Source organism: Streptomyces spinosus, assembly GCF_020400655.1.
Lineage (GTDB): Bacteria > Actinomycetota > Actinomycetes > Streptomycetales > Streptomycetaceae > Streptomyces > Streptomyces argyrophylli.
The window spans coordinates 45,841-65,118 of the sequence record NZ_JAINRC010000014.1; the positions used below are offsets into that span (position 1 = coordinate 45,841).

Consider the following 19,278-nt stretch of genomic DNA (forward strand, 5'->3'; position numbering starts at 1 on the left):
GCCGGGCGGCGGCCTGTACGACCCCTCGATTCCCCGCCGGAACGAGGGGTGCTCGCCCGGCACGCCGGCAACGAAGGCCCCTGCGGACGCCTACAGCGCGGCTCCCTTCGTGCCCGACGGCGCCGCCGGGAACACCGACGCCCGCGTGATGCTCGTGCAGGTGCGCGGGACCGTGCTGGAGGAGGAGGTCCACGGCCGGCCGGAGCGGCTGGTGCCGACCGTGCATCCGTCGGCCGTGCTGCGCGCGGACGACCGCGAGCAGGCGTACCAGGGCCTGGTGGCCGACCTGGAAGTGGCCGCACACGCCCTGGGGTAATAAGTAAACTGCGGACGTGCCTCTTACTTTCACCCTGGACCCCGCCATCACCCCCGCCCTGCGCGACGGCATCCTCGACCTGTGGACGGACGTCACCGACGCGGGCGGCGCCGTCGGCTTCGTGGCGCCGGCGAACCGCGAGGAGATACGCCCGGAGCTGGTACGGCACTTCGCGCAGATGGCCGAGGGCCGCACCCGGCTGCTCGTCGGCCACGACGAGGCCGGCGAGGTCGCCGCGACCGCCTTCCTCACCCGCAACACCCACCGGCTGATGACCCACTGGCTGTGGCTGTACACGGTGATGGTCCACCCCCGCCACCAGGGCCGGGGCTACGGCCGCGACCTGCTGGCCGCCGCCGCGGACGCGGCCCGCGGGATGGAGGGCATCGAGGCCGTCCGGCTGACCTGCCGGGGCGGGCTGGGCCTGGAGCGCTTCTACGGCTCCTGCGGCTACAAGGAGGTCGGCCGCGTCCCGGACGCCATCCGGGTCGCGCCCGGCGACGACCGCGACGACATCGTCATGCTGCTGCCGCTCCGCTGACGCCGACCCCCCTGCACGACCGCCCGGCGCTCGTGCTTCACTGGACGATGACCCCTTTTGGAATCGGACGAGTGGATTGAGATGCTCCGCTACACGCTGATGCGCCTCGGTATCTTCGCGGGCTGCCTCCTGATCGTCTGGGGAGCCGTGTACGCGGGCATCTTCCCGCGCGGCTTCGGTGAGTCCAACGGACTGTGGGTCCTGCTGCTCGCGCTCGTCCTCTCCGCGCCGATCAGCTGGGTGGCGCTGCGCAGGGAACGGGACCGGGCCTCCGTGCAGATCGTGCACAGGGTCGACCGGATGAAGGCCAACCTGGACGCCAACCGCAGCCAGGAGGACGTCGCCGACGACACGTCGCGGGCACAGGACGGGGCCACCGCGTCCAGCTGAAGGCGCCGCCGGCCCCACTAGGCTTGCCCCCATGGGTGCCGTCAAGACCAAACGGATGCCGAGGGCGGTGCGGGAGCGGCAGATGCTCGACGCTGCCGTACGGATCTTCGGGCAGCGCGGGTACATGGCCGCCTCGATGGACGAGATCGCCGAACTCGCGGGCGTGTCCAAGCCGTTGGTCTACCTGTACCTGAACTCGAAGGAAGAGCTCTTCACCGCGTGCATCCGCCGCGAGGCCGCCGCGCTCACCGAGGCCGTGCGCGCGGGCGTCCGGCCCGGGCTGCCCGCCGACCGGCAACTCTGGGACGGCCTGCGGGCGTTCTTCGCGCACACCGCCGAGCACCCCGACGGCTGGTCGGTGCTGCACCTCCAGGCCCGTACGCACGGGGAGCCCTTCGCGGCCGAGGTCGCCGCGATGCGCGCGGAGATCGTCGCGTTCGTGACCCGGCTGGTCGCGGTCGCGGCCCGCGAGGCCCACCGCGATCCCGACCTGCCGGAACACGAGGTGGCGGGCCTGGCCGAGGCCCTGGTCGGCGCCGCCGAGTCCCTCGCCGCCTGGGCCAACGCCACCCCGGGAACGACGGCCCGCCAGGCGGCGGCCACCCTGATGAACTTCGCCTGGGCGGGCCTGGGCAACCTGATGCGCGGCGAGGTGTGGACACCGCCGGCCGAGCCGGCCTGAGGGGCGCGGGGCTGTATCCGATACGCGGCTCCGCCGCGGGGGCGCGAGTGACCTGCCCGCCCGCACCCGGCACCGGGCCTCAACTCCCGCGTGTCTCCCCGCTCACATGCACCCGCCCGCCGTCGGCACCGCGCAACTCGAACCGCCCGCTCCCGTCCGCCCCGTACACCACCGTCCCCGGCAGCAGCACCGGCGCCCTGAACCGCGCCCGCACCACGGCGGGGCCGTCCGCGCCGTGGGCGGCCAGGCAGCGGGCCAGGGTCCACATGCCGTGGGCGATGGCGCGGGGGAAGCCGAAGAGGCGGGCGGTGAGGGGGTGCAGGTGGATGGGGTTGCGGTCGCCGGACGCGGCGCCGTACCGCCGTCCCACGTCCCCGGCGAGGCGCCACTCGGCGACGGCGGGCAGCACGGCGTCCGCGTGCTCTGGTGGCGCGGGTGTGGGGACCGGGCCGGTGCGGTGCCGGGCCAGGTACGTGCTCCGGGACTCCCACACCACGCTCCCGCCCGAGCGCAGCTCCGTCGCCACCGTCGCCTCCGTCCCCCGCCGGTGCGCCGTCAACCCGGCGATCCAGACGCCGAGTTCGTACTCCCCGTCGGCCGCCAGCGGGGCACCGCGCGTGATCTCGATCGACGTGTGCACCAGTCCCAGCAGCGGCAGCGGGAAGTCCCGGCCGCTCATCAGCCGCATGGCCAGCGGGAAGCCGAGGACATGGGGGTAGGTGACCGGGAGGTCGGGCTCGCCGGTCGGGAAGCCGCAGACCCGCTCGTACGCGGCCAGCCTGGTCAGGTCGACGCGGACGCCGGGCAGCACCAGGCGGGTGCGCGGGAAGGCCGCGTCCGGGGCGGGGCGCTTGAAGGGCGAGCGCAGGGCGCCCCGGGCCAGCAGCGGGGCCAGCGCGGGGGGCGCGGTCAAGCTGAGGTAGCGGTCGGCCATCTGCGACTCCCGCGCGACTCGGTTCCGAAGAGCTGGAATGCGATTACTCTGGAGTAAGGTTACCGAAGGTAAGTCATGGTGGACCACTGCCGGGCGAGCCGCCGCCACACCCCCGGAACCGGGCCGGCGGGCGTACGGGACCAGGCGGAGCCGGGCGCGTGGATGGTAAAGGTGAGCACCCGTCACATAACCCCCGAGGCTGCACATCCCCGGCCCCGGATCATCCCCGGACCCGCACAACCCCCTCACAGCGGAGTCGTACGATCACCTGCCTAACCAGCGGTAACCCCCTTTCCCCGAAAGGCCCACCGCAGGTGCACGCACGCCAGAGGAGCCGCCCGTGTCCACGTCGTACCCGACCCCGCCCGTCTCCTCCGGCACCCCGGTCTCCGCCACCGACTACGACGGCCGCCCGGTCCTCGTCGAACCCGCGACGGTCCGGCTCGACGGGGCCGTACGGGAAGTGACGGTCCCCCCGTTCGCGCCCCCGGTCACCCACGGCTCCCTCGCCGACCTCCCGTACGAGAACGCCGAGACCGACCCCGACCATGTCGTCCTCAGCCGCAAGCGCTCCGACGGCGGCTGGACGGACGTGACGGCCGCGCGCTTCGCCGCCGAGGTGCAAGCCGTGGCCAAGGGCCTGATCGCCGAAGGGCTGATGCCCGGCGACCGCATCGCCGTCATGTCCCGCACCACGTACGAGTGGACCCTGCTCGACTTCGCCGCGTGGGCGGCCGGTCTGGTCACGGTCCCGGTCTACCCGACCTCCTCCGTCTTCCAGACCCGCTGGATCCTGCACGACTCCGGCGCGGTCGCCCTGGTCACCGAGACCGCCGCCCAGGCCGCCGCCATCGGCCCCGAACTCCCGCACCTGCCCGACCTGCGCCACGTGTGGGTGATGGAGAAGGACCACGTGGCCCGGCTCGCCGAAGCGGGCGCACTCGTGCCCGAGGGCGAGACCGGCGTACGCCGGGGCATGCTCGGCCCCGACACGCTCGCCACGCTCATCTACACCTCCGGCACCACCGGCCGCCCCAAGGGCTGCGCCCTCTCGCACGGCAACTTCTTCGCCGAGGTCGACAACGCGATCGAACTCCTCCACCCCGTCTTCAAGGCGAAGGGCGAAGACCCGTCGGTCCTGCTCTTCCTCCCCATGTCCCACGTCTTCGGCCGCATGGTGGCCATCGCCTGCGTCCGCGCCCGGGTCCGCCTCGGCCACGCCCCCAGCCTCGCCCCGCAGGACCTGCTGCCGGACCTGGACGCCTTCAAGCCGACCTGCCTGCTGACCATCCCCTACATGCTGGAGAAGGTCTACAACTCCGCGCGCGCCAAGGCGGAGGCCGGCGGCCGGGCGTCCGTCTTCGACCGCGCCGCGGCCGTGGCCGAGCGCTACGGCGAGGCGCTGGAGGCCCGCCAGACCGGCGCGGGCAACGGCCCGGGGCGCGCCCTGAAGACACAGCGCGCCTTCTGCGACCCCCTCGTCTACCGCCGCATCCGCGCCGCCATGGGGGGCCGCGTCCGGTACGCCATCTGCGGCGGCTCCCCGCTCGGCCGCCGTCTCGCCGCCTTCTACGCGGGTGCCGGCATCGAGATCTTCGAGGGCTACGGCCTCACGGAGACCACCGGCGCCTCGACTGTCACCCCGCCCCTGAAACCCCGCCTGGGCACGGTCGGCTGGCCGCTGCCCGGCACGCGGGTGAGGATCGCGGCGGACGGCGAGATCCTGATCGGCGGCGACCACGTGCTGCGCGGCTACTGGGACCCCCAGGCGGGCGGAGTGGTCCCGGCGACCCGCGACGGCTGGCTGCCCACGGGCGACCTCGGCGAACTGGACGACGAGGGCTACCTGACCATCACCGGCCGCAAGAAGGAACTCCTGATCACGGCGGGCGGCAAGTCGGTGGCCCCGGCCCCGATGGAGAACTGGCTGCGCCGGCACCCGCTGATCTCCCAGGTGATGCTGGTGGGCGACGGCCGCCCCTACGTCGCGGCGCTCATCACCCTGGACCGCGACGGCATCACGCACTGGCGCCAGATGATCGGCAAGCACCCGGTCCCGCCGGAACTCCTGGTGGACGACGAGGAGTTGCGCGCCGTCCTGCAACGGGCGCTGGACGAGGCCAACCGGATGGTGTCCCGCCCCGAGTCCATCCGCCGCTTCGCCGTGCTCCCGGTGGACTTCACCGAGTCGGCCGGCCACCTCACCCCCTCGATGAAGCTGCGCCGGGACCGGATCCTGCGGGACTTCGCGGCGCAGGTGGAGGGGTTGTACGAGTCGCACGAGCGCTGAGGGGGTGTTCCACCCCGGCCCAAGGTGGGCTTGGGCTTCACCGCACCGGCGACGGTCGGCACCCGCTCCTCGCTGGTCCCGCCTCCTCCGGACTCGGCGGGGCGGGGAGCGGGTTGCCGCCTGGGTCGGTCGCGGCCCGCGTACGATCCTCGCGCGCCGTGCTGAGCCCAGTCAATCCTTGGGTTTTCTCACCAAACCCCAGTGTTAGCTTGGGTCTTGTGACTCTGGAAGACCTCCGCGTGTTCGTCGCCGTGTGCCGTGCGGGCAGCCTCAGCTCGGTCGCCCGTGACCTCGGCCGCACCCAGTCCGCCGTCAGCCAGCACGTCAAGCGGCTGGAGCGGGAGACCGGCGTGGCCCTGCTGGAACGCCGCCCGCGCGGCGTCGTACCGACGCGGGCCGGCCGGATACTGGAGGCTGCCGCGGGCGAGGGCATCAACGCCCTGGACGTCGCCGTACGGCAGCTGCGCGACCTGGTCGACGGCCACAGCGGGTACGTGCGCGTGGCCACCGGCGCGACGACCGTCCGGCACTTCATGTCCGACGCGGTCGTCGCGTTCCGCCGCCGCCACCCCACGGTCAACCTGGAGTTCCGCACGGTCAGTTCGGGCCGGGGCAGCTTCGACGCACTCGCCGACGGCACCCTGGACCTCGCCTGGATCACCATCGGCCCGCCGGTCCGGGGCATCGAGCAGCGGACGGTCGCGGAGCTGCCGTGGCTCCTCGCGGTCCGGGCGGACGACCCACTGGCCGGCCGCCCGCACCTGGACCCGGCCGAGCTGTCCGGCGCCCGGGTCATCCGGCTCCCGCCCAACTCCACGTCCGCCGCCCACCTGGAAGCGGCGTGCGCCGAGCGGGGCGTCCGGTTCGCCTACGAGCCGAGCGTGGCCGACTGGGACACGGCCCTGCTCCTCGCCGAGCTGGGCATCGGCAGGGCGGTCGTCCCGGCCGTACCGGGGCTGCCGGTCCCCGGCGACGGCCCGCTGCGCCTGGTCCCGCTGCCCGGCCTGCGTCCCCTCCCCGTCGGCTGGGCCGTCCGCCGCTGGGACGCGCTCAGCCCGCCGGCCCGCGCCTTCGCGGACACGGTCGCCGCCCTGCGCTGAGCGCCAGTTCCACCCACACCGTCTTGCCGACGTCCCGCTCGGACACGCCCCAGAGCGTGGCCAGCACCTGAACGATCACGAGACCCCGGCCGTCCTCGTCCTCCAGCCCCCCGTCGAGGAAGCGGAGGGCGCGGTCGCCCCGGGCGTCGCTCACCTCGATGCGCAGGGTGTCCTCGGCGCGGCGCAGCGCGAGCCGCAGTTCGAAGTCCCGGCCCGGTACGCGACCGTGGGTGACGGCGTTGGCGGCGAGCTCGGCCACGACGAGCTGGGCGGTGTGGCTGAGCTCGCCGTCATGGGGATACCCCCAGGTGGCGAGCGCGGTGGCAGTGAGCCGACGGGCCAGACGGGCGCCCCGGGGAGTCGGGCTGAGCCGTTGGACGAGTTCGGTTGTGGGGGTGGAGATTTCTACGTTCACATCACCGAGCGTGGTCACTTCTCCCTACGCTGACCAGGGGAGACCTGGCGACTGTGCGTAGTCGTACGGGTGCGGTTCGTGGGAGTACGGGTCAGTCGGAGGGGCGCGTGACGGAGGAGAGCGAGCGGAGGCCGGAGACCCCGGCGGAGGAGAACGGGTCGGCTGCGGTGTTCGCCGTACTGGGCAAGCAGCTGAAGCTGGTGCGGGAGCGGGCGGGGCTGAACCAACGGGAGTTCGGCCAACTGGTGGGGTACGGCCCGGACCAGATCTCCGCCATGGAGCGGGGGGTGCGTACGCCGAGGCCGGAGTTCCTGCGGCGGGCCGACGAGATCCTGGGCGCCAACGGCATGTTCATCGCGGTGATTCCTGAGGTGGAGGAGGCGATGACCAGGGCGCGGACGCGGCATCCAGAGTGGTACCGGAGCTACGCCGACTTGGAGGCGGTCTCCGTCGAGCTGCACTTCTACGCCAACCAGGGTGTGCCGGGGCTGTTGCAGACCGAGGACTATGCGCGTGCCGTGTTCTCCCGTCGCCGTCCCCTCCTTGACGAGGACACCATCGAGAAGCGCGTCGCCGACCGATTGGCACGTCAGCAGGTCCTGGAGCAGTGGCCACTGCCGATGTGCAGCTACGTCCTGGAAGAGGTGGTGCTGCACCGGCCCATTGGCGGTACGAAGGTGCACAAGGACCAACTGCGCAGGTTGTTGAGGATCGGCAGCATGCGCAACGTGGAGATCCAGGTGATGCCCTCCGCGCAGACCGAACACCCCAACATGGACGGCCCGTTCAACCTGCTGACGCCCAGCAAGCGAGCCCAGGTCGCTTACGTGGAGGTGCAGGGATACCCGCGACTGATCACCGACCCGGAGGAGGTACGCAAGATCGCCGACCGCTATGGGATCATGCGCGCGATGGCACTCACCCCGACGGAGTCCGTGGCCCTGATCGAGAAACTGCTGGGAGAGCGATGAACACCAAGGAACTTCCCTGGTTCAAGTCCAGCTACAGCGGCGGCGAGGGCGGCGAATGCGTCGAACTCGCCTACACCTGGCGCAAGTCCAGTTACAGCGACGGCGAAGGCGGCCAGTGCCTAGAAGTCGCCGCCCACCCCACCGCCATCCACATCCGCGACTCGAAGCAACCCCTCGCCGCCCACCTCACCGTCACCCCGTCCGCCTGGTCAGCCTTCCTTCTGGGCGAGAAGGAACGCCTGCGGGACGGGTGATTCGCCGCGCGTCACCTCGGGCCCCCGCACGGTGGTGGAGCGGACGGTGAAGCCCGCCCCCGACAACAGCTCAGCCATCTGCTCGGGGCGGCGCCGCTCGTAGTCCAGGGCCACGTCGCGGCCGAAGGGGCGTTCGAGGCGGAGCGGTACGTCGCCCACCTGGAAGGCGAGCAGGAGGCGCCCGCCGGGGACCAGTACGCGGTGGAACTCGGCGAACAGGTCGGGGAGTTCGTCTGCGGGTGTGTGGATGCTGGAGTACCAGGACACCACCCCGGCCAGCGAACCGTCGGCGACAGACAGCTCCCGCATGGACCCCTGCTCGAACCGCAGCGCGGGATGCCGGCGGCGGGCGATGGCGATCATGGCGTCCGAGAGGTCGACGCCGAAGACGGACAGGCCCAGACCGGCGAGGTGGGCGGTGACGTCGCCGGGGCCGCAGCCGAGGTCGGCCACCGTGCCGTGGGGGCCGACCTGTTCGGCGTACGCGGCGAGGAGTGCCCGCTCCAGGGGCCGTTCGGCGAGGGGATCGCGGAAGTGGTCGGCGTAGTCCTCGGCGATGGTGTCGTAGAAGGCGCGGGTGTCGGTCATGGGGAGGGACCGTAGCGGCCCGCACTGACACTCCGCTTAGGCTGCTGCCGTTGGCCAACGCATTTACTGGGGGGTACGGGCCGGTGAACCAGTCGACGGAGGTGTTCCAGCCACTCCAGGCGGACGATCCACCCGTGGTGGCGGGCTACCGCCTCGCCGCGCGGCTGGGCGCGGGCGGTATGGGCCGGGTCTACCTGTCCCACACGCAGGGCGGACGGCCCGTCGCGCTGAAGGTCGTACGGCCGGAGCTGGCGGACGACCCGGACTTCCGGCGGCGGTTCGGCAGGGAGATCAAGGCGGCTCGGCGGGTGAAGGGGGCGTACACCGCCGAGCTGATCGACGGCGATGCCGACGGCGTTCCGCCGTGGCTGGCCACGCTGTACGTGCCGGGGCCGTCCCTGACGGAGGCCGTGACCCGGCGGGGGCCGTTGCCGGTGCCGGCCGTGCTGTGGCTGATGGCGGGGGTGGCCGAGGCGCTCCAGGCCATCCACGCCGAGGGCATCGTGCACCGGGACCTGAAGCCGTCGAACGTGCTGCTGGCCGCGGACGGGCCCCGGGTGATCGACTTCGGTATCGCGCTGGCGGCCGACGGGACTTCGTACACGGCGACGGGCGGCACGATCGGCACGCCCTCGTTCATGGCTCCGGAGCAGGCGTCCGGGGGCGAGGTGACGGCGGCGACCGACGTCTTCGCGCTCGGGCAGACGGCCGCGTTCGCGGCGCTGGGCCGGCCGCTGTACGGGGACGGCCCCGCCGTGAACGTGTTGTACCGGATCGTGCACGAGGAACCCGGCCTGGACCTGCTGCCCGAGCCGTTGCGCCCGCTGCTCGCCCGGTGCCTAACCGCCGACCCGGCACAGCGGGCCACTCCGGCGGAGGTGGTGGAGTGGTGCCGGCAGCGGCTGGGTGCGGACGCCGACGGGGGCGGGGGGCCGGCCGTGTGGCGGGAGATCACCGGACCGGAGGTCGCGGTCCCGGCGCCCGTCCCGGAGCCGACGCCCGCGTATGCGCAGCCGCCGGTGCCCACTCCCGCGTACGCCCGGCAGCCGCTGACCGCGCCGGCCGGCTGGCCGCAGCCGACGCCGGAACAGCGGAAGGCCCGCCGCCGGCGCGCCGCGCTGATCTCGGTCGCGGGTGTGGCGGGCGGCGCGCTGCTGGTGGCCCTCCTGGCGTGGTCGGTCATGGACGCGAAGGGCCGGGCGAGCGGGCGGAACACGGCCGGTTCCCGGACGGCCGCCACGGCATCCGCCCCACAGTCCTCCTCGTCGGCGTCCGCGCCGGTCTCCTCGTCAGATTCCTCGTCCCGCTCCGAAGGCGCGTCCGCCTCGGGGGCCGGTGACGTCGGGCCCTCGGCCTCTCCGCGGGACCCGCGGCCAGAAGGTTTCGCCCAGCTCTGGCTGGACGCGAAGACCTCGCTGAGCCTCAAGGACGAGACGCCCCAGCGAAGGGACCGCAAGGGTGACATCCGCTTCGACTGCCAGACGGTCAGCTGCGAACTCAAGAGTGACAGCGTGGTGTTCCTTCAGATCTACGGCCGACCCGGCACCACCCTCGACGAGTGCCGGCTCCTCCTCAAGCACGCGACGAAGCACAGTTGGACGCTGAGCGGTGCGGCGGCCGGCACCGAGTTCTGCATGAAGGACGACGAGGGCGACATCGGGCTGTACGTGATCCAGACGAAGTCCACCGCGATGCCCGACATCGCCTTCCTCACCGGCGACCTGACCATCTGGCGCAACGCCGCCTAGTCCGAAGTGACACCCAACGTCCTTATGGGTAAAGGCAGATGCCCTACTGTGGAGGGAACACAGTGCTGATGCGTCATCATCTCGGGGGTATGGATGACGAACGGGGCGCAGGGCGGGCAGCCCGGTAACCAAGGGGGGTGGCACGGGGGTACGGGCTGGGCTTCCGCCGCGTTGGTGGTCTCCACGGTGGTGGGACTGCTGTACCAGGTGCAGAGCTGCGGGGCGCACAGCCCGGACCCCGCTCCGACGACCACGGTGACCGAGACGGCTGACACCGACGTGGCGGGGCCGACCGAGAACGAGGTTCCCCCGTCCCCGACCGTGTCGGGGCGGATCAAGCGCATTGTGGACAAGGGAAGGGATGCCGGGAACGCCTCGTACCAGGACATCGAGGTCGATGCCGAGCTCTCGGGGCTGCAAGGGCAGGAGTGCGTCATCAAATGGGCGTCCTACTACCCGGACGGGCACGGGGGAGGCACCGGCACCGGCTACACCGGGAGTGAATCGACCGGCCTGCTCCCCTACGACCCCACGGAAAACTCGACGACGCTCACCGTGCACAGGGCCCAGTACGCAACCTGGATGGTGCACGTCTTCCTCTACGGGCCCGACGGCGAACTGCTGGACGCGAAGGACGGTCCTACGGGGTGAGCCTCGGCCCCGGCCGGATCCGTGGCCGCGTCCACCGGTGGCGGGTCCGGCGCATCGAGGGTCAGGGCGCAGGCCTCGGCGACCGCGTCCGGCGCGCGGGCCGCCAGCAGGGTGAGTGCCTCGTACCAGTGGTCACCGGCCAGCGCCCCGCGCAGCGCCCAGTCGGCGGCGTCGCGTAGGGCGGAGTCGGCGCCTGGCCGCTCGGCCTCGGCCGCCAGGGAGCGGGCCAGGTGTACGCGAACGAGGCCGCGCTGCCACGGGCTGCGCACGTCGTGTAGCAGAGCCTCTGCGGCGGCGCGCTCCTCCAGCGCGGCGAGCGCCCTCGCGGTCACGGTCAGGCAATCGCGGACGGGCTCCGCCAGGCCGGTCCCCCAGCCCGCCAGCGTGGGGTGGGCGGCCAGGTGGCCCCCGTAGTCGCGGAGCAGTCCGGCCGCCTCCTCCGCCTGGGCCGCCGCCCGGTCAGGGGCGAGGGGAACCGTCCCGGCGGCGATCCCGGCGAGCAGTACCAAGCGGACGTCCGGTGGCAGGTCTCGGGCCTCGCCTTGCGACGGCACCGCCGGCAGCGCGCCGAGCCGGCCCAGTACGGCGGTGGCCCCGGCGACGGCCGTTGCCGGGGCCACGCCTGCCCGCGTGGGATCGAGAGCGGATGCCTCCACCAGAGCCCGGTCGGCGAAACGGGCGGCGGCTCGCGGATCGACGGGTTCCAGCGCCAGGGCGGCCCTCGCGGCCAGCGGGAGCACGGTGCCGGGTGCCGCGACGGAGTTCAGCGCGTCGGCCAGGGCGGGAACGGCAAGGGACACCGTCGCAGGGTCCTCGGTCGGGCAGTGCTCCAGTACGGCCGTCAGACATTCCACCGTGCCGCTCGGCCACATGATCCTGTCGGCGGCCCAGCGGACGGCTTCCTGCCGCACCGCGTCGGCCACCTGTGGATCGAGAACGCCGGCCGCCGCGATGAGCGCGAGGCACTCGGGGACCGCGGCGACGTCGTGCGAGGCGAGCAGGTCGGTGACCAGGCGCCGGGCTTCGTCCGGTCGGCCCGCCGTGAGCGCGGCGGCGACCAGCGCGGTCCAGATCCGCCGTCGCCAGGACCGGTCCGTGAGTTCGCCGAGTGCCCCGACGGCACCGGTGGTGTCGCTCGCGCGGGCCAAGGCCACGGCCCAGCGCCCCCGCAGATCCTCCGTGGCCCGCAGTGTGCGGGCGGCGCGGGCCGCCCGGATCGTCAGAGCGGGACGGACGGCTGCCAGTGCTTCGGCGTAGCCGAGCAGGATCCGTTGCCGTTCGGCTGAGGTCGCGTACCGGTCGGGGCGGGCGACCGGAGTGATGGACTCGGCCTCGTCCGCGAGGGCGACGGCCCGCTGGGGCTCGTGTTCGTGAAGGGCCGCGGCCACGTCGGTGAGCGCCCGCCGCCGTGTCCACGGTTCAACGACCTGCCTGGTCAACGACACCGCCGTACGCCACTGGCCCCGCCGGGCGCAGGCCGGGGCGAGGAGCAAGCGCGATGCGTCCGGGCCCATCACGGTGCCGAGCGCGTCCAAGACCTCGGCCCTGCGCTCGGGGTGCCGGGCCAGTGACGCGGCGGCGGCGTCGGCGATGTCGGTCAGGGTCGGGCTGCCCGGGAGCATGTGGGCGAGGAACCCCCCGTACCTGGCGAGGTCCTGCCAGCGCCCGGATTCGGCGAGCACGCCGAGCGCCACCGACTGGAGCCGGGACCGCTCCGCAGGAGGCAGGGGTTCCGGGAGAGCGGCCAGCAGTTCCACGGCAAGCTCGGGTGCCTCGGGCACGCCGGTGGCGGACCCGCAGTACACCAGGGAGACCGCGGCGCGGATCCAGTGTTCCGGCTCGTCCTCCGCCCGGTAGCGCGCCAGCAGGTCGCGCGCCTGCTGCCAACGACCGTGCATGACCAGGGCGGTCAGCGTCTGACGGCGTACCTCTCCGCGGAACCGGGCGGGGTGCGGCAGCGCGGAGACGGCGAGTGCCTCGTCCCAGCGTTCGAGTGTGCCCAGCGCCCGTACGCGCAGGGCCGCGCACGCTCCGCCGCACGGCCAGTGCTCCGCTGGTGCGGCGGTGTCGATGCCGTGCGGGCAGGCCTCTTCGAGAAGGCGCAGTCCCTCGCGCGCGCCGGAGGCCCGAGGCACGAGGTCGAGCAGTGCGCGCCGCCGGGCCCCGGGGCGGGTCACCGTGCGCGCGGCCCGCAGGGCCCCGGCGAGGTCGTCGGCCTCCAAGAAGGCCTCGCCGAGCGCGGCGAGCGCTCGGTCCCGGTGCGCGGGCGGCACGTCGTCCACCGCCCGCCAGGCGTCCTCGCCCGCGCCCGCCGCCGCCAGCGCTGCGGGCCAGGCGGCGCGTACGGCGTCTCGCCAGTCCGGGGTGTACGGCGCTGTGCGCGGGACCGGGGCACGGTGCCCCCGTCGTGCGAAGGCGGTGAGGGCGTGCATGAGGACCGGTGCCGGCCCGGCCGGTTGCCCGCACGCCGACAGGACGGCCGACACGCCCGCCAGGTCGCCGGCCGCCCCGAAGGACTCGGCCGCCGACGTGAACACCTCCTGCCACCATGAGGCGTCCGTGTCGCCGTCGGGCGGCTCCCGGCCGTCCGCGCCGTCGGCGGCCACCAGGGCGAGAGCCCAGTGCAGGGTGCGTCCGCCCTCCGGGCTGCCGAGCCGCATCAGCACCCCGCCCGCTTGTACGGCGATCAGAGCGGGCCCCGACCGAGGGGCCGAGGGCGGCGCGTCGTGCACGAGCGCCACCGCCTGCTCCGCCAGGCTCCGGGCGCGCCGTGGCTCGGCCGTGGCGAGGCGGTCGGCCAGTGCGGTCAGTGTGCGGCACTTCGCCTCGCCGTCCGGCATCGCCTCGGCGAGCGCGACCGCCCGGTCGGTGTGCCCGAGCTGGGCCCGCAGCAGGGCCGACGCACCGTCGTCGTGCGCGCTGCGCCCCAGCAACCGGTCATGTGCCGCGGCCAGCAGGACAGCGGCTCCCGGTCCGTCCTCGCCGCGGTCCTGCGCGACCTGGGTGCGGGCGGCGCTCAGCTCGGCCAGCGCGGGGCCGTCCCCGAGCAGCCGGGACGCCATCCGGTCGTGTCGTACCGGGTCGGCGAGGACCCGCGCGATCCGGCGCGGTCCGGCCGACGCCAGGACCAGGCGGCCGTACCCACTGAGCAGGAAGTAAGGGGTCTTCGGTGGCCAGCCGCGTTCGCGGTGGGTGTCGGCCCAGCGGTGCATGCGCTCACGCAGCTCGGGCAGTTCGTCGCCGAGCAGTCGCGTCGCGGTGGTGAGCAGGGTGTCGTGCGCGAGGACGAGCACGGTCCGCGGGCGCGGGGTGTCGCCGAGGAAGACGGGGACCGTGCGTTCGGCCAGGCTGCGGGCGAGGGGTCCGCCGGTCAGCTCGTCGAGCCGGCGGGCCGGCATGCCGGTCAGCGCGCACAGCTCGTCACGGCTCAGGCCCTCGCCCGCGGCGGTGAGCAGCCCGACGACCTGCCGCTCGGTCGTGTCCCCGGCGAGCAGTTCTCCGAGTTCGTGCTCCGCGTCATACCGCAGCCGGGTGGCGTGCGGCGAGGGGGAGAGCGGACGCGGTACACAGTCCCGCAGCGGGTGGTCGCCCGGCAGATCGGCGGGGGGTCCCGGCCGTGGGCGGCTGGTGACCAGGACCGACACCCCCTGGGGGAGCCGGCGCGGCAGCAGTGACGCAATGCTGGGTCTGGGCGGGGACGCGACCCGGGAGAAGTCCTCGTCCAGGCCGTCCACGATCACCAGCAGCCGTCCTCGGTCGCGGTGCCGCCGGGCGGCGGCTTCCAGCAGCCGGTGCCACTCCCGGACGAGGGTGCCGGGCGCGGTTCCCCGGACCGGTTTCTCGCCTGCGAGGACGGCGAGCTGGTCGGTCATCGCCCGCGCGAAGGCATCGCTGTCGCACTGGCCGGCGTCCCGTCGCGAGACGAAGAACGCGGCCACCGCCACTCCGGCGGGCGGACGCGCTGCCAACCAGGCGGCGAACGCCGTCTTGCCGTGCCAGGGCGCCGCCTGCCACCACTGGTAGCCGCCCGGTCCCGCGCAGAACCGCACTACCTCTGCCAGCTCGGCCTCACGGTCCAGCAGTTCCACGGGGGCGATGGAGTTCGCCTGGGACCGGTATCCGTCGGCGACCCGGACGTCGGCGTACGGGGGCCCGAACCGTCGTGGGGGGAGGTCGAGCCCGGCCCGCCTCAGCAGGCCTCCGTCGGGTTCCCCGGGCGTTCCCGCCCACCCGTCGGCCCGGCTGACCGTCAGGGTGCCGGGCCCCTCCGCGCGATGGTGCTCGACGACGATGCCGATGACGTGGCCCTCGGCCCACACGGCCGCACCCGACATGCCTTGCCAGGGCGAGGCGTCCGTCCCCGGCCCGGGTGGCGGAACCCGGAACTCCAGCGTGGCGGTGCGGCGGTTGGACAGCACTGGTACACGGCCCTGGGCGTGACAGAGGTCGCGAGCCTGCGACCCGTCGGGGCGCTGCCGCATCTTGAACAGCGGGAAGCCGGCGGTGGTGCACGTCAGGACCGCGTCGTCGTCCTCCGGCGCGCCGAACGGCACCGGTTCGGCCTCCGGCGGCGCACCGTGCGGTCCGGGTTCGAGCTCCAGCAGGGCCGCGTCCGTCCGGCCGGGACCGAACCAGCCAGGCCGCGCCGGGGCGCTCCACTCGTCGTCCCGGTCCGGATTGAAGCGGACGACGACCGTTTCGGCGCCCCGCAGGACATGGGCGGCGGTGAGGACGACGCCGGTCGCGACGAGGTAGCCGGATCCCCGCAGCCGTGTGCCGTCCGGGCGCGCGGCGACGACCTCGGCGACACGCTCCGCCCGCAGCTGGGCCATCGGCTTCTCAGACTTCCCCGGCTTCGCTCAGACCGCCGATCAGCACCTCCGACGGCGGTTCGCCGGCCTCCGCGGTTCGCCGTGGTTCCAGCGTCAGCCGGACGGTCTGCGTGTCCTGACGTCCGACCCTGCCGTCGGCGCCCAGCTCGGCCACCCAGAACCTCACCTTGCCGCTCGCCGCCGCGTCCCGCTGCACGCCCACGGACAGCTCCAGCTCCACCGGCCCGAGCGCGAACCGCAGGTCCTCGCCCTCGCCCTCCGCCATCGCCGTGACCAACTCGGCACGCAACTGGGCGATCATCTCGGACAGTTCGATCACCACCGCACCTCCGCACGCACCCGCCCGGCTGTGGCCGCATGCCAACAGCCCTTGACGCGACCAAAGTCGGCGTCGGCACCAAAGCGCCGTCGCGCCGGCCGCCCGACGGTGACCCGCCGCCCGTCACGCCATGACCTACCCCACCCCCACCCCCCGCAACACCGCCGTAGTCACAGCCGCCCCCAGCACCACCACGGCGAACGGCGCCCGGCGCCAGGCCAGGACGGCGCCGACCAGGACGCCGGTGGGGCGGGCCCAGCCGGCGAAGCCGCCGGACTCGGTCAGGGCGCCCGTGGCCAGCAGGGCGACCAGGAGGACCACCGCGCCGGCGGAGGCCAGTTCCTGGACGCGGGGCGGGACGGTGACCCGGCCGTGCAGGACCGGGCCGACCAGCCGGAAGGCGTACGTGCCGACGGCCAGGGCGAGGATCACGGCGAGCGTGGCGTTCATGCGGCGGCTCCCCGGTCGGTCGGGCGGCGGTGCAGGAACAGCCCCGTCAGGGCCAGCAGGACCGGGACCCCGGCCGGGACGGCGGGCGTGGCCGCCAGGGCCAGGGCGGCGCCGAGCAGGGCGCACCGCCGTACCGTCGCGTCCCTGCGGAGGGCGGGCAGCACCAAGGCGACGAGGACGGCGGGGAACGCGGCGTCCAGGCCGTAGCGGGCGGTGTCGCCGAGGGCGCCGCCCGCGAGCCCGCCGGCCAGCACGCCGATGTTCCACACGGCGAACAGGCCGAGCCCGGAGATCCAGAACGCCCGCCGCTGCCGTACCGGGTCGGACTGGGCGAGGGCGAAGGCGACCGTTTCGTCGGTGACCAGATGGGCGCCCAGGAAGCGGGTCGCGCGGTTGGTGCCGATGATCTCGGCCACGGCGAGGCTGAAGGCCGCGGTCCGGGTGTTGAGCAGCAGTCCGGTGGTCACGGCGGCCACCGGGCCGCCCCCGGCGAGCAGCACGCCCACCGCGCTGAACTGGGCCGAGCCTGCGTAGACCACCAGCGACATCAGTACCGGAACCCACAGCGGCAGCCCGCCGGCGACGGAGACGGCGCCGAAGGAGACGCCGACGATGCCGCTGGCCAGCCAGACGAGCGAGCTGTCGCGCAGGAGGGAACGGTCCGTGCGGGAACGGTCCGTGTCGGGCGGCGTTGTTCGGTGTCGCGAACGCATGTTCTCTACGATGGACAGCGAGCGCCCTGTCCGTCAAGGCGAACGATCGTACCGATGGAGCGAACGCACATGACCGAGGTGCCCGCCCGGCTTCCGCTGGAGTGGATCGCCGCGTCCCTGAAGCGGGAGCGCGGCCGTGCCGGCCTGTCCCTGTCCGAGCTGGCCAAGCGGGCCGGAATCGCCAAGTCCACGCTGTCCCAGCTGGAGGCCGCGAGCGGGAACCCGAGCATGGAGACCATCTGGGCGCTCGCGGTGGCGCTCGGTGTGCCGTTCAGTGCGCTGGTGGAGTCACCGGTGCCCAGCGTCCAGGTGGTCCGGGCCGGCGAGGGGCCCACGGTCGGCTCGGAGCGGTCCAGCTACGTGGCCGCGCTGCTGTCGGCGAGCCCGCCGGGGGCGCGCCGGGACATTTACTACGTGTGGCTGGAGCCCGGGACCGTACGGGATTCAGAGCCCCACATTCCGGGGACCGTCGAGCACATCGTGGTCAGTGACGGGGCCGTGAAAGCCGGTCCGCGCGGCGAGGCGGTGGAACTCGGCCCCGGGGACTACATGTCGTACCGGGGAGACGTGCCCCACGCGTACGAGGCGCTCGCGGCCGGGACCAAGTTCGTGCTGATCATGCAGCACATGTGAGCGTTCGTGAATACGAAATGAACGGGGAAAGGCAGGAGCCCCGTCGCCGGTGGCGCGGGGCTCCTTGGGTACTGCACTCAGGTTCTGCGATCAGGCAGTGATCAGACGGGGGTGACGTTCTCCGCCTGCGGGCCCTTCGGGCCCTGCGTCACGTCGAAGCTCACCTGCTGGTTCTCTTCGAGGGAACGGAAACCCGTGGCGTTGATCGCGGAGTAGTGAACGAAGACGTCGGGGCCGCCGCCCTCCTGGGCAATGAAGCCAAAGCCCTTTTCGGCGTTGAACCACTTAACGGTTCCGGTAGCCATAAGCCCTCCTTGGGCTCACAAAGGGTTGCCCTGCTCCAGAACCTGCAAGTGTGAAACGGTGCTGCACAACTGCATACTTCTGAAAACGACGAGAGCCTGCGGTTACATGCTCCGCAGGCTCTGTACTGCAAGGGAAACCAAACTGCAACTTGCGGCAAGCCTAGCATCCGGGCAGCCGAAAGCAATAGGGATCAAGATCACGTCACCCGGATGTTTGAACGTCCGCTGGGCCGTTCGGGGGTGGGGTCGGTCCCGGCGCCGTGCCCCACGGGGTCTAGTCTCGCGATGTGGACAATTCTCGCACCCGGCCGCGCGTCGGCCACATCCAGTTCCTGAACTGCCTGCCCCTCTACTGGGGGCTCGCGAGAACCGGCACGCTCCTCGACTTCGAGCTCACCAAGGACACCCCGGAGAAGCTCAGCGAGCGGCTCGTGCGCGGTGACCTCGACATCGGCCCCGTCACCCTGGTCGAGTTCCTGCGCAACGCCGACGACCTCGTCGCCTTCCCCGACATCGCCGTCGGCTGCGACGGCCCCGTGATGTCCTGCGTGATCGTCTCGCAGGTCCCGCTGGACCGGCTCGACGGCGCCCGGGTCGCCCTCGGCTCGACCTCGCGCACCTCGGTCCGGCTCGCCCAGCTGCTGCTCGCCGAGCGGTACGGCGTCCAGCCCGACTACTACACCTGCCCGCCCGACCTCAGCCTGATGATGCAGGAGGCGGACGCCGCCGTCCTCATCGGCGACGCCGCCCTGCGCGCCAACCTCCTCGACGGCCCCCGCTTCGGCCTCCAGGTCCACGACCTCGGCGCGCTGTGGAAGGAGTGGACCGGCCTGCCGTTCGTCTTCGCGGTGTGGGCGGCCCGCCGGGACTACCTGGAACGCGAGCCGTTCATCACCCGCAAGGTCCACGAGGCCTTCCTCGCCTCCCGCAACCTCTCCCTGGACGAGGTCCACAAGGTCGCCGAACAGGCTGCCCGCTGGGAGGCGTTCGACGAGGCCACCCTGGAGCAGTACTTCACCACCCTCGACTTCAGCTTCGGTGCACCGCAGCTGGAGGCCGTCGCCGAGTTCGCCCGCCGGGTCGGCCCGACGACCGGCTTCCCGGCCGACGTGAAGGTGGATCTGCTCCAGCCCTGACGGGTAGGAA

At 73.1% G+C, this 19,278-nt stretch carries 19 protein-coding genes and 1 pseudogene; 12 read left to right on the plus strand and 8 right to left on the minus strand.

All coding sequences use genetic code 11. The annotated features are described in order from the left end of the window. Window positions 1-151 precede the first annotated feature (151 nt). From LG395_RS26020 to LG395_RS26035, 4 genes and pseudogenes are all read left to right on the plus strand, one after another. Window positions 152-316: pseudogene (locus LG395_RS26020) on the plus strand (UdgX family uracil-DNA binding protein); the annotation flags it as partial. Window positions 317-332: 16 nt separating this feature from the next. Beyond that, the gene (locus LG395_RS26025) at window positions 333-857 is read left to right on the plus strand and encodes a GNAT family N-acetyltransferase (protein WP_225811439.1); all 525 of its coding nucleotides are present in this window, start codon (window positions 333-335) and stop codon (window positions 855-857) included. A gap of 81 nt (window positions 858-938) precedes the next feature. Then, complete coding sequence (locus LG395_RS26030) at window positions 939-1,247, plus strand: DUF4229 domain-containing protein (RefSeq protein WP_225811440.1); 309 nt, start codon at window positions 939-941, stop codon at window positions 1,245-1,247. A 31-nt stretch (window positions 1,248-1,278) separates the two neighbouring features. Further along, window positions 1,279-1,929 (plus strand): TetR/AcrR family transcriptional regulator, encoded by a 651-nt coding sequence (locus tag LG395_RS26035; protein WP_171153847.1) that lies wholly within the window; start codon window positions 1,279-1,281, stop codon window positions 1,927-1,929. Window positions 1,930-2,008: 79 nt separating this feature from the next. On the opposite strand, the gene LG395_RS26040 is transcribed toward LG395_RS26035, so the two are convergent. After that, window positions 2,009-2,863 (minus strand): MaoC family dehydratase, encoded by an 855-nt coding sequence (locus LG395_RS26040; protein ID WP_171153846.1) that lies wholly within the window; start codon window positions 2,861-2,863, stop codon window positions 2,009-2,011. Window positions 2,864-3,203: 340 nt separating this feature from the next. Between LG395_RS26040 and LG395_RS26045 the strand changes: the two genes are divergently transcribed. Next, window positions 3,204-5,153 (plus strand): AMP-dependent synthetase/ligase, encoded by a 1,950-nt coding sequence (locus tag LG395_RS26045; RefSeq protein WP_225811441.1) that lies wholly within the window; start codon window positions 3,204-3,206, stop codon window positions 5,151-5,153. Between the two features lie 218 nt (window positions 5,154-5,371). Beyond that, window positions 5,372-6,253, plus strand: a complete 882-nt coding sequence (locus LG395_RS26050; protein ID WP_308071335.1) for a LysR family transcriptional regulator — start codon at window positions 5,372-5,374, stop codon at window positions 6,251-6,253. On the opposite strand, the gene LG395_RS26055 is transcribed toward LG395_RS26050, so the two are convergent. Next, window positions 6,204-6,668: an ATP-binding protein gene (locus tag LG395_RS26055; RefSeq protein WP_225811442.1), complete on the minus strand. Its 465-nt coding sequence runs from the start codon at window positions 6,666-6,668 to the stop codon at window positions 6,204-6,206. The genes LG395_RS26050 and LG395_RS26055 overlap by 50 nt on opposite strands. 107 nt (window positions 6,669-6,775) lie before the next feature. On the opposite strand from LG395_RS26055, the gene LG395_RS26060 reads away from it, so the two are divergent. Together LG395_RS26060 and LG395_RS26065 are read left to right on the plus strand one after the other, a co-directional pair. Further along, window positions 6,776-7,639 carry a helix-turn-helix domain-containing protein gene (locus LG395_RS26060; protein ID WP_225811443.1) on the plus strand — a complete coding sequence of 288 codons (864 nt, stop codon included), beginning with the start codon at window positions 6,776-6,778 and terminating at the stop codon, window positions 7,637-7,639. Further along, a complete protein-coding gene (locus tag LG395_RS26065) occupies window positions 7,636-7,893 on the plus strand; it encodes a DUF397 domain-containing protein (protein WP_225811444.1) in 258 nt (85 codons plus the stop codon). Before LG395_RS26060 ends, LG395_RS26065 begins: the two co-directional genes overlap by 4 nt. Here the strand turns inward: LG395_RS26065 and LG395_RS26070 are convergent. Beyond that, on the minus strand, window positions 7,849-8,481 hold the full coding sequence (locus LG395_RS26070; RefSeq protein ID WP_225811445.1) for a class I SAM-dependent methyltransferase: 633 nt from the start codon (window positions 8,479-8,481) through the stop codon (window positions 7,849-7,851). The genes LG395_RS26065 and LG395_RS26070 overlap by 45 nt on opposite strands. 83 nt (window positions 8,482-8,564) lie before the next feature. Here LG395_RS26070 and LG395_RS26075 point away from each other — a divergent pair, with 83 nt between their 5' ends. Then, window positions 8,565-10,229 (plus strand): protein kinase domain-containing protein, encoded by a 1,665-nt coding sequence (locus LG395_RS26075; protein ID WP_225811446.1) that lies wholly within the window; start codon window positions 8,565-8,567, stop codon window positions 10,227-10,229. Window positions 10,230-10,322: 93 nt separating this feature from the next. Next, a complete protein-coding gene (locus LG395_RS26080; RefSeq protein WP_225811447.1) occupies window positions 10,323-10,880 on the plus strand; it encodes a hypothetical protein in 558 nt (185 codons plus the stop codon). On the opposite strand, the gene LG395_RS26085 is transcribed toward LG395_RS26080, so the two are convergent. The 4 genes from LG395_RS26085 to LG395_RS26100 all read right to left on the minus strand — a co-directional run bounded on the left by LG395_RS26085 (window position 10,829) and on the right by LG395_RS26100 (window position 17,194). Continuing rightward, window positions 10,829-15,712 (minus strand): trypsin-like peptidase domain-containing protein, encoded by a 4,884-nt coding sequence (locus LG395_RS26085; RefSeq protein WP_225811448.1) that lies wholly within the window; start codon window positions 15,710-15,712, stop codon window positions 10,829-10,831. The genes LG395_RS26080 and LG395_RS26085 overlap by 52 nt on opposite strands. Window positions 15,713-15,719: 7 nt before the next feature. Continuing rightward, window positions 15,720-16,031: a trypco2 family protein gene (locus LG395_RS26090; RefSeq protein ID WP_225811449.1), complete on the minus strand. Its 312-nt coding sequence runs from the start codon at window positions 16,029-16,031 to the stop codon at window positions 15,720-15,722. A gap of 135 nt (window positions 16,032-16,166) precedes the next feature. After that, window positions 16,167-16,481, minus strand: coding sequence for an AzlD domain-containing protein (locus tag LG395_RS26095; protein ID WP_225811450.1), 315 nt, complete (start codon window positions 16,479-16,481; stop codon window positions 16,167-16,169). Further along, window positions 16,478-17,194 carry an AzlC family ABC transporter permease gene (locus tag LG395_RS26100; protein WP_225811451.1) on the minus strand — a complete coding sequence of 239 codons (717 nt, stop codon included), beginning with the start codon at window positions 17,192-17,194 and terminating at the stop codon, window positions 16,478-16,480. Before LG395_RS26100 ends, LG395_RS26095 begins: the two co-directional genes overlap by 4 nt. A 69-nt stretch (window positions 17,195-17,263) precedes the next feature. Here LG395_RS26100 and LG395_RS26105 point away from each other — a divergent pair, with 69 nt between their 5' ends. Continuing rightward, complete coding sequence (locus LG395_RS26105; protein ID WP_225811538.1) at window positions 17,264-17,827, plus strand: helix-turn-helix domain-containing protein; 564 nt, start codon at window positions 17,264-17,266, stop codon at window positions 17,825-17,827. Window positions 17,828-17,928: 101 nt separating this feature from the next. On the opposite strand, the gene LG395_RS26110 is transcribed toward LG395_RS26105, so the two are convergent. Then, window positions 17,929-18,132 (minus strand): cold-shock protein, encoded by a 204-nt coding sequence (locus LG395_RS26110; RefSeq protein WP_004984723.1) that lies wholly within the window; start codon window positions 18,130-18,132, stop codon window positions 17,929-17,931. Between the two features lie 287 nt (window positions 18,133-18,419). Here LG395_RS26110 and LG395_RS26115 point away from each other — a divergent pair, with 287 nt between their 5' ends. Continuing rightward, the gene (locus tag LG395_RS26115; RefSeq protein ID WP_171153830.1) at window positions 18,420-19,268 is read left to right on the plus strand and encodes a menaquinone biosynthetic enzyme MqnA/MqnD family protein; all 849 of its coding nucleotides are present in this window, start codon (window positions 18,420-18,422) and stop codon (window positions 19,266-19,268) included. Window positions 19,269-19,278 lie beyond the last annotated feature (10 nt).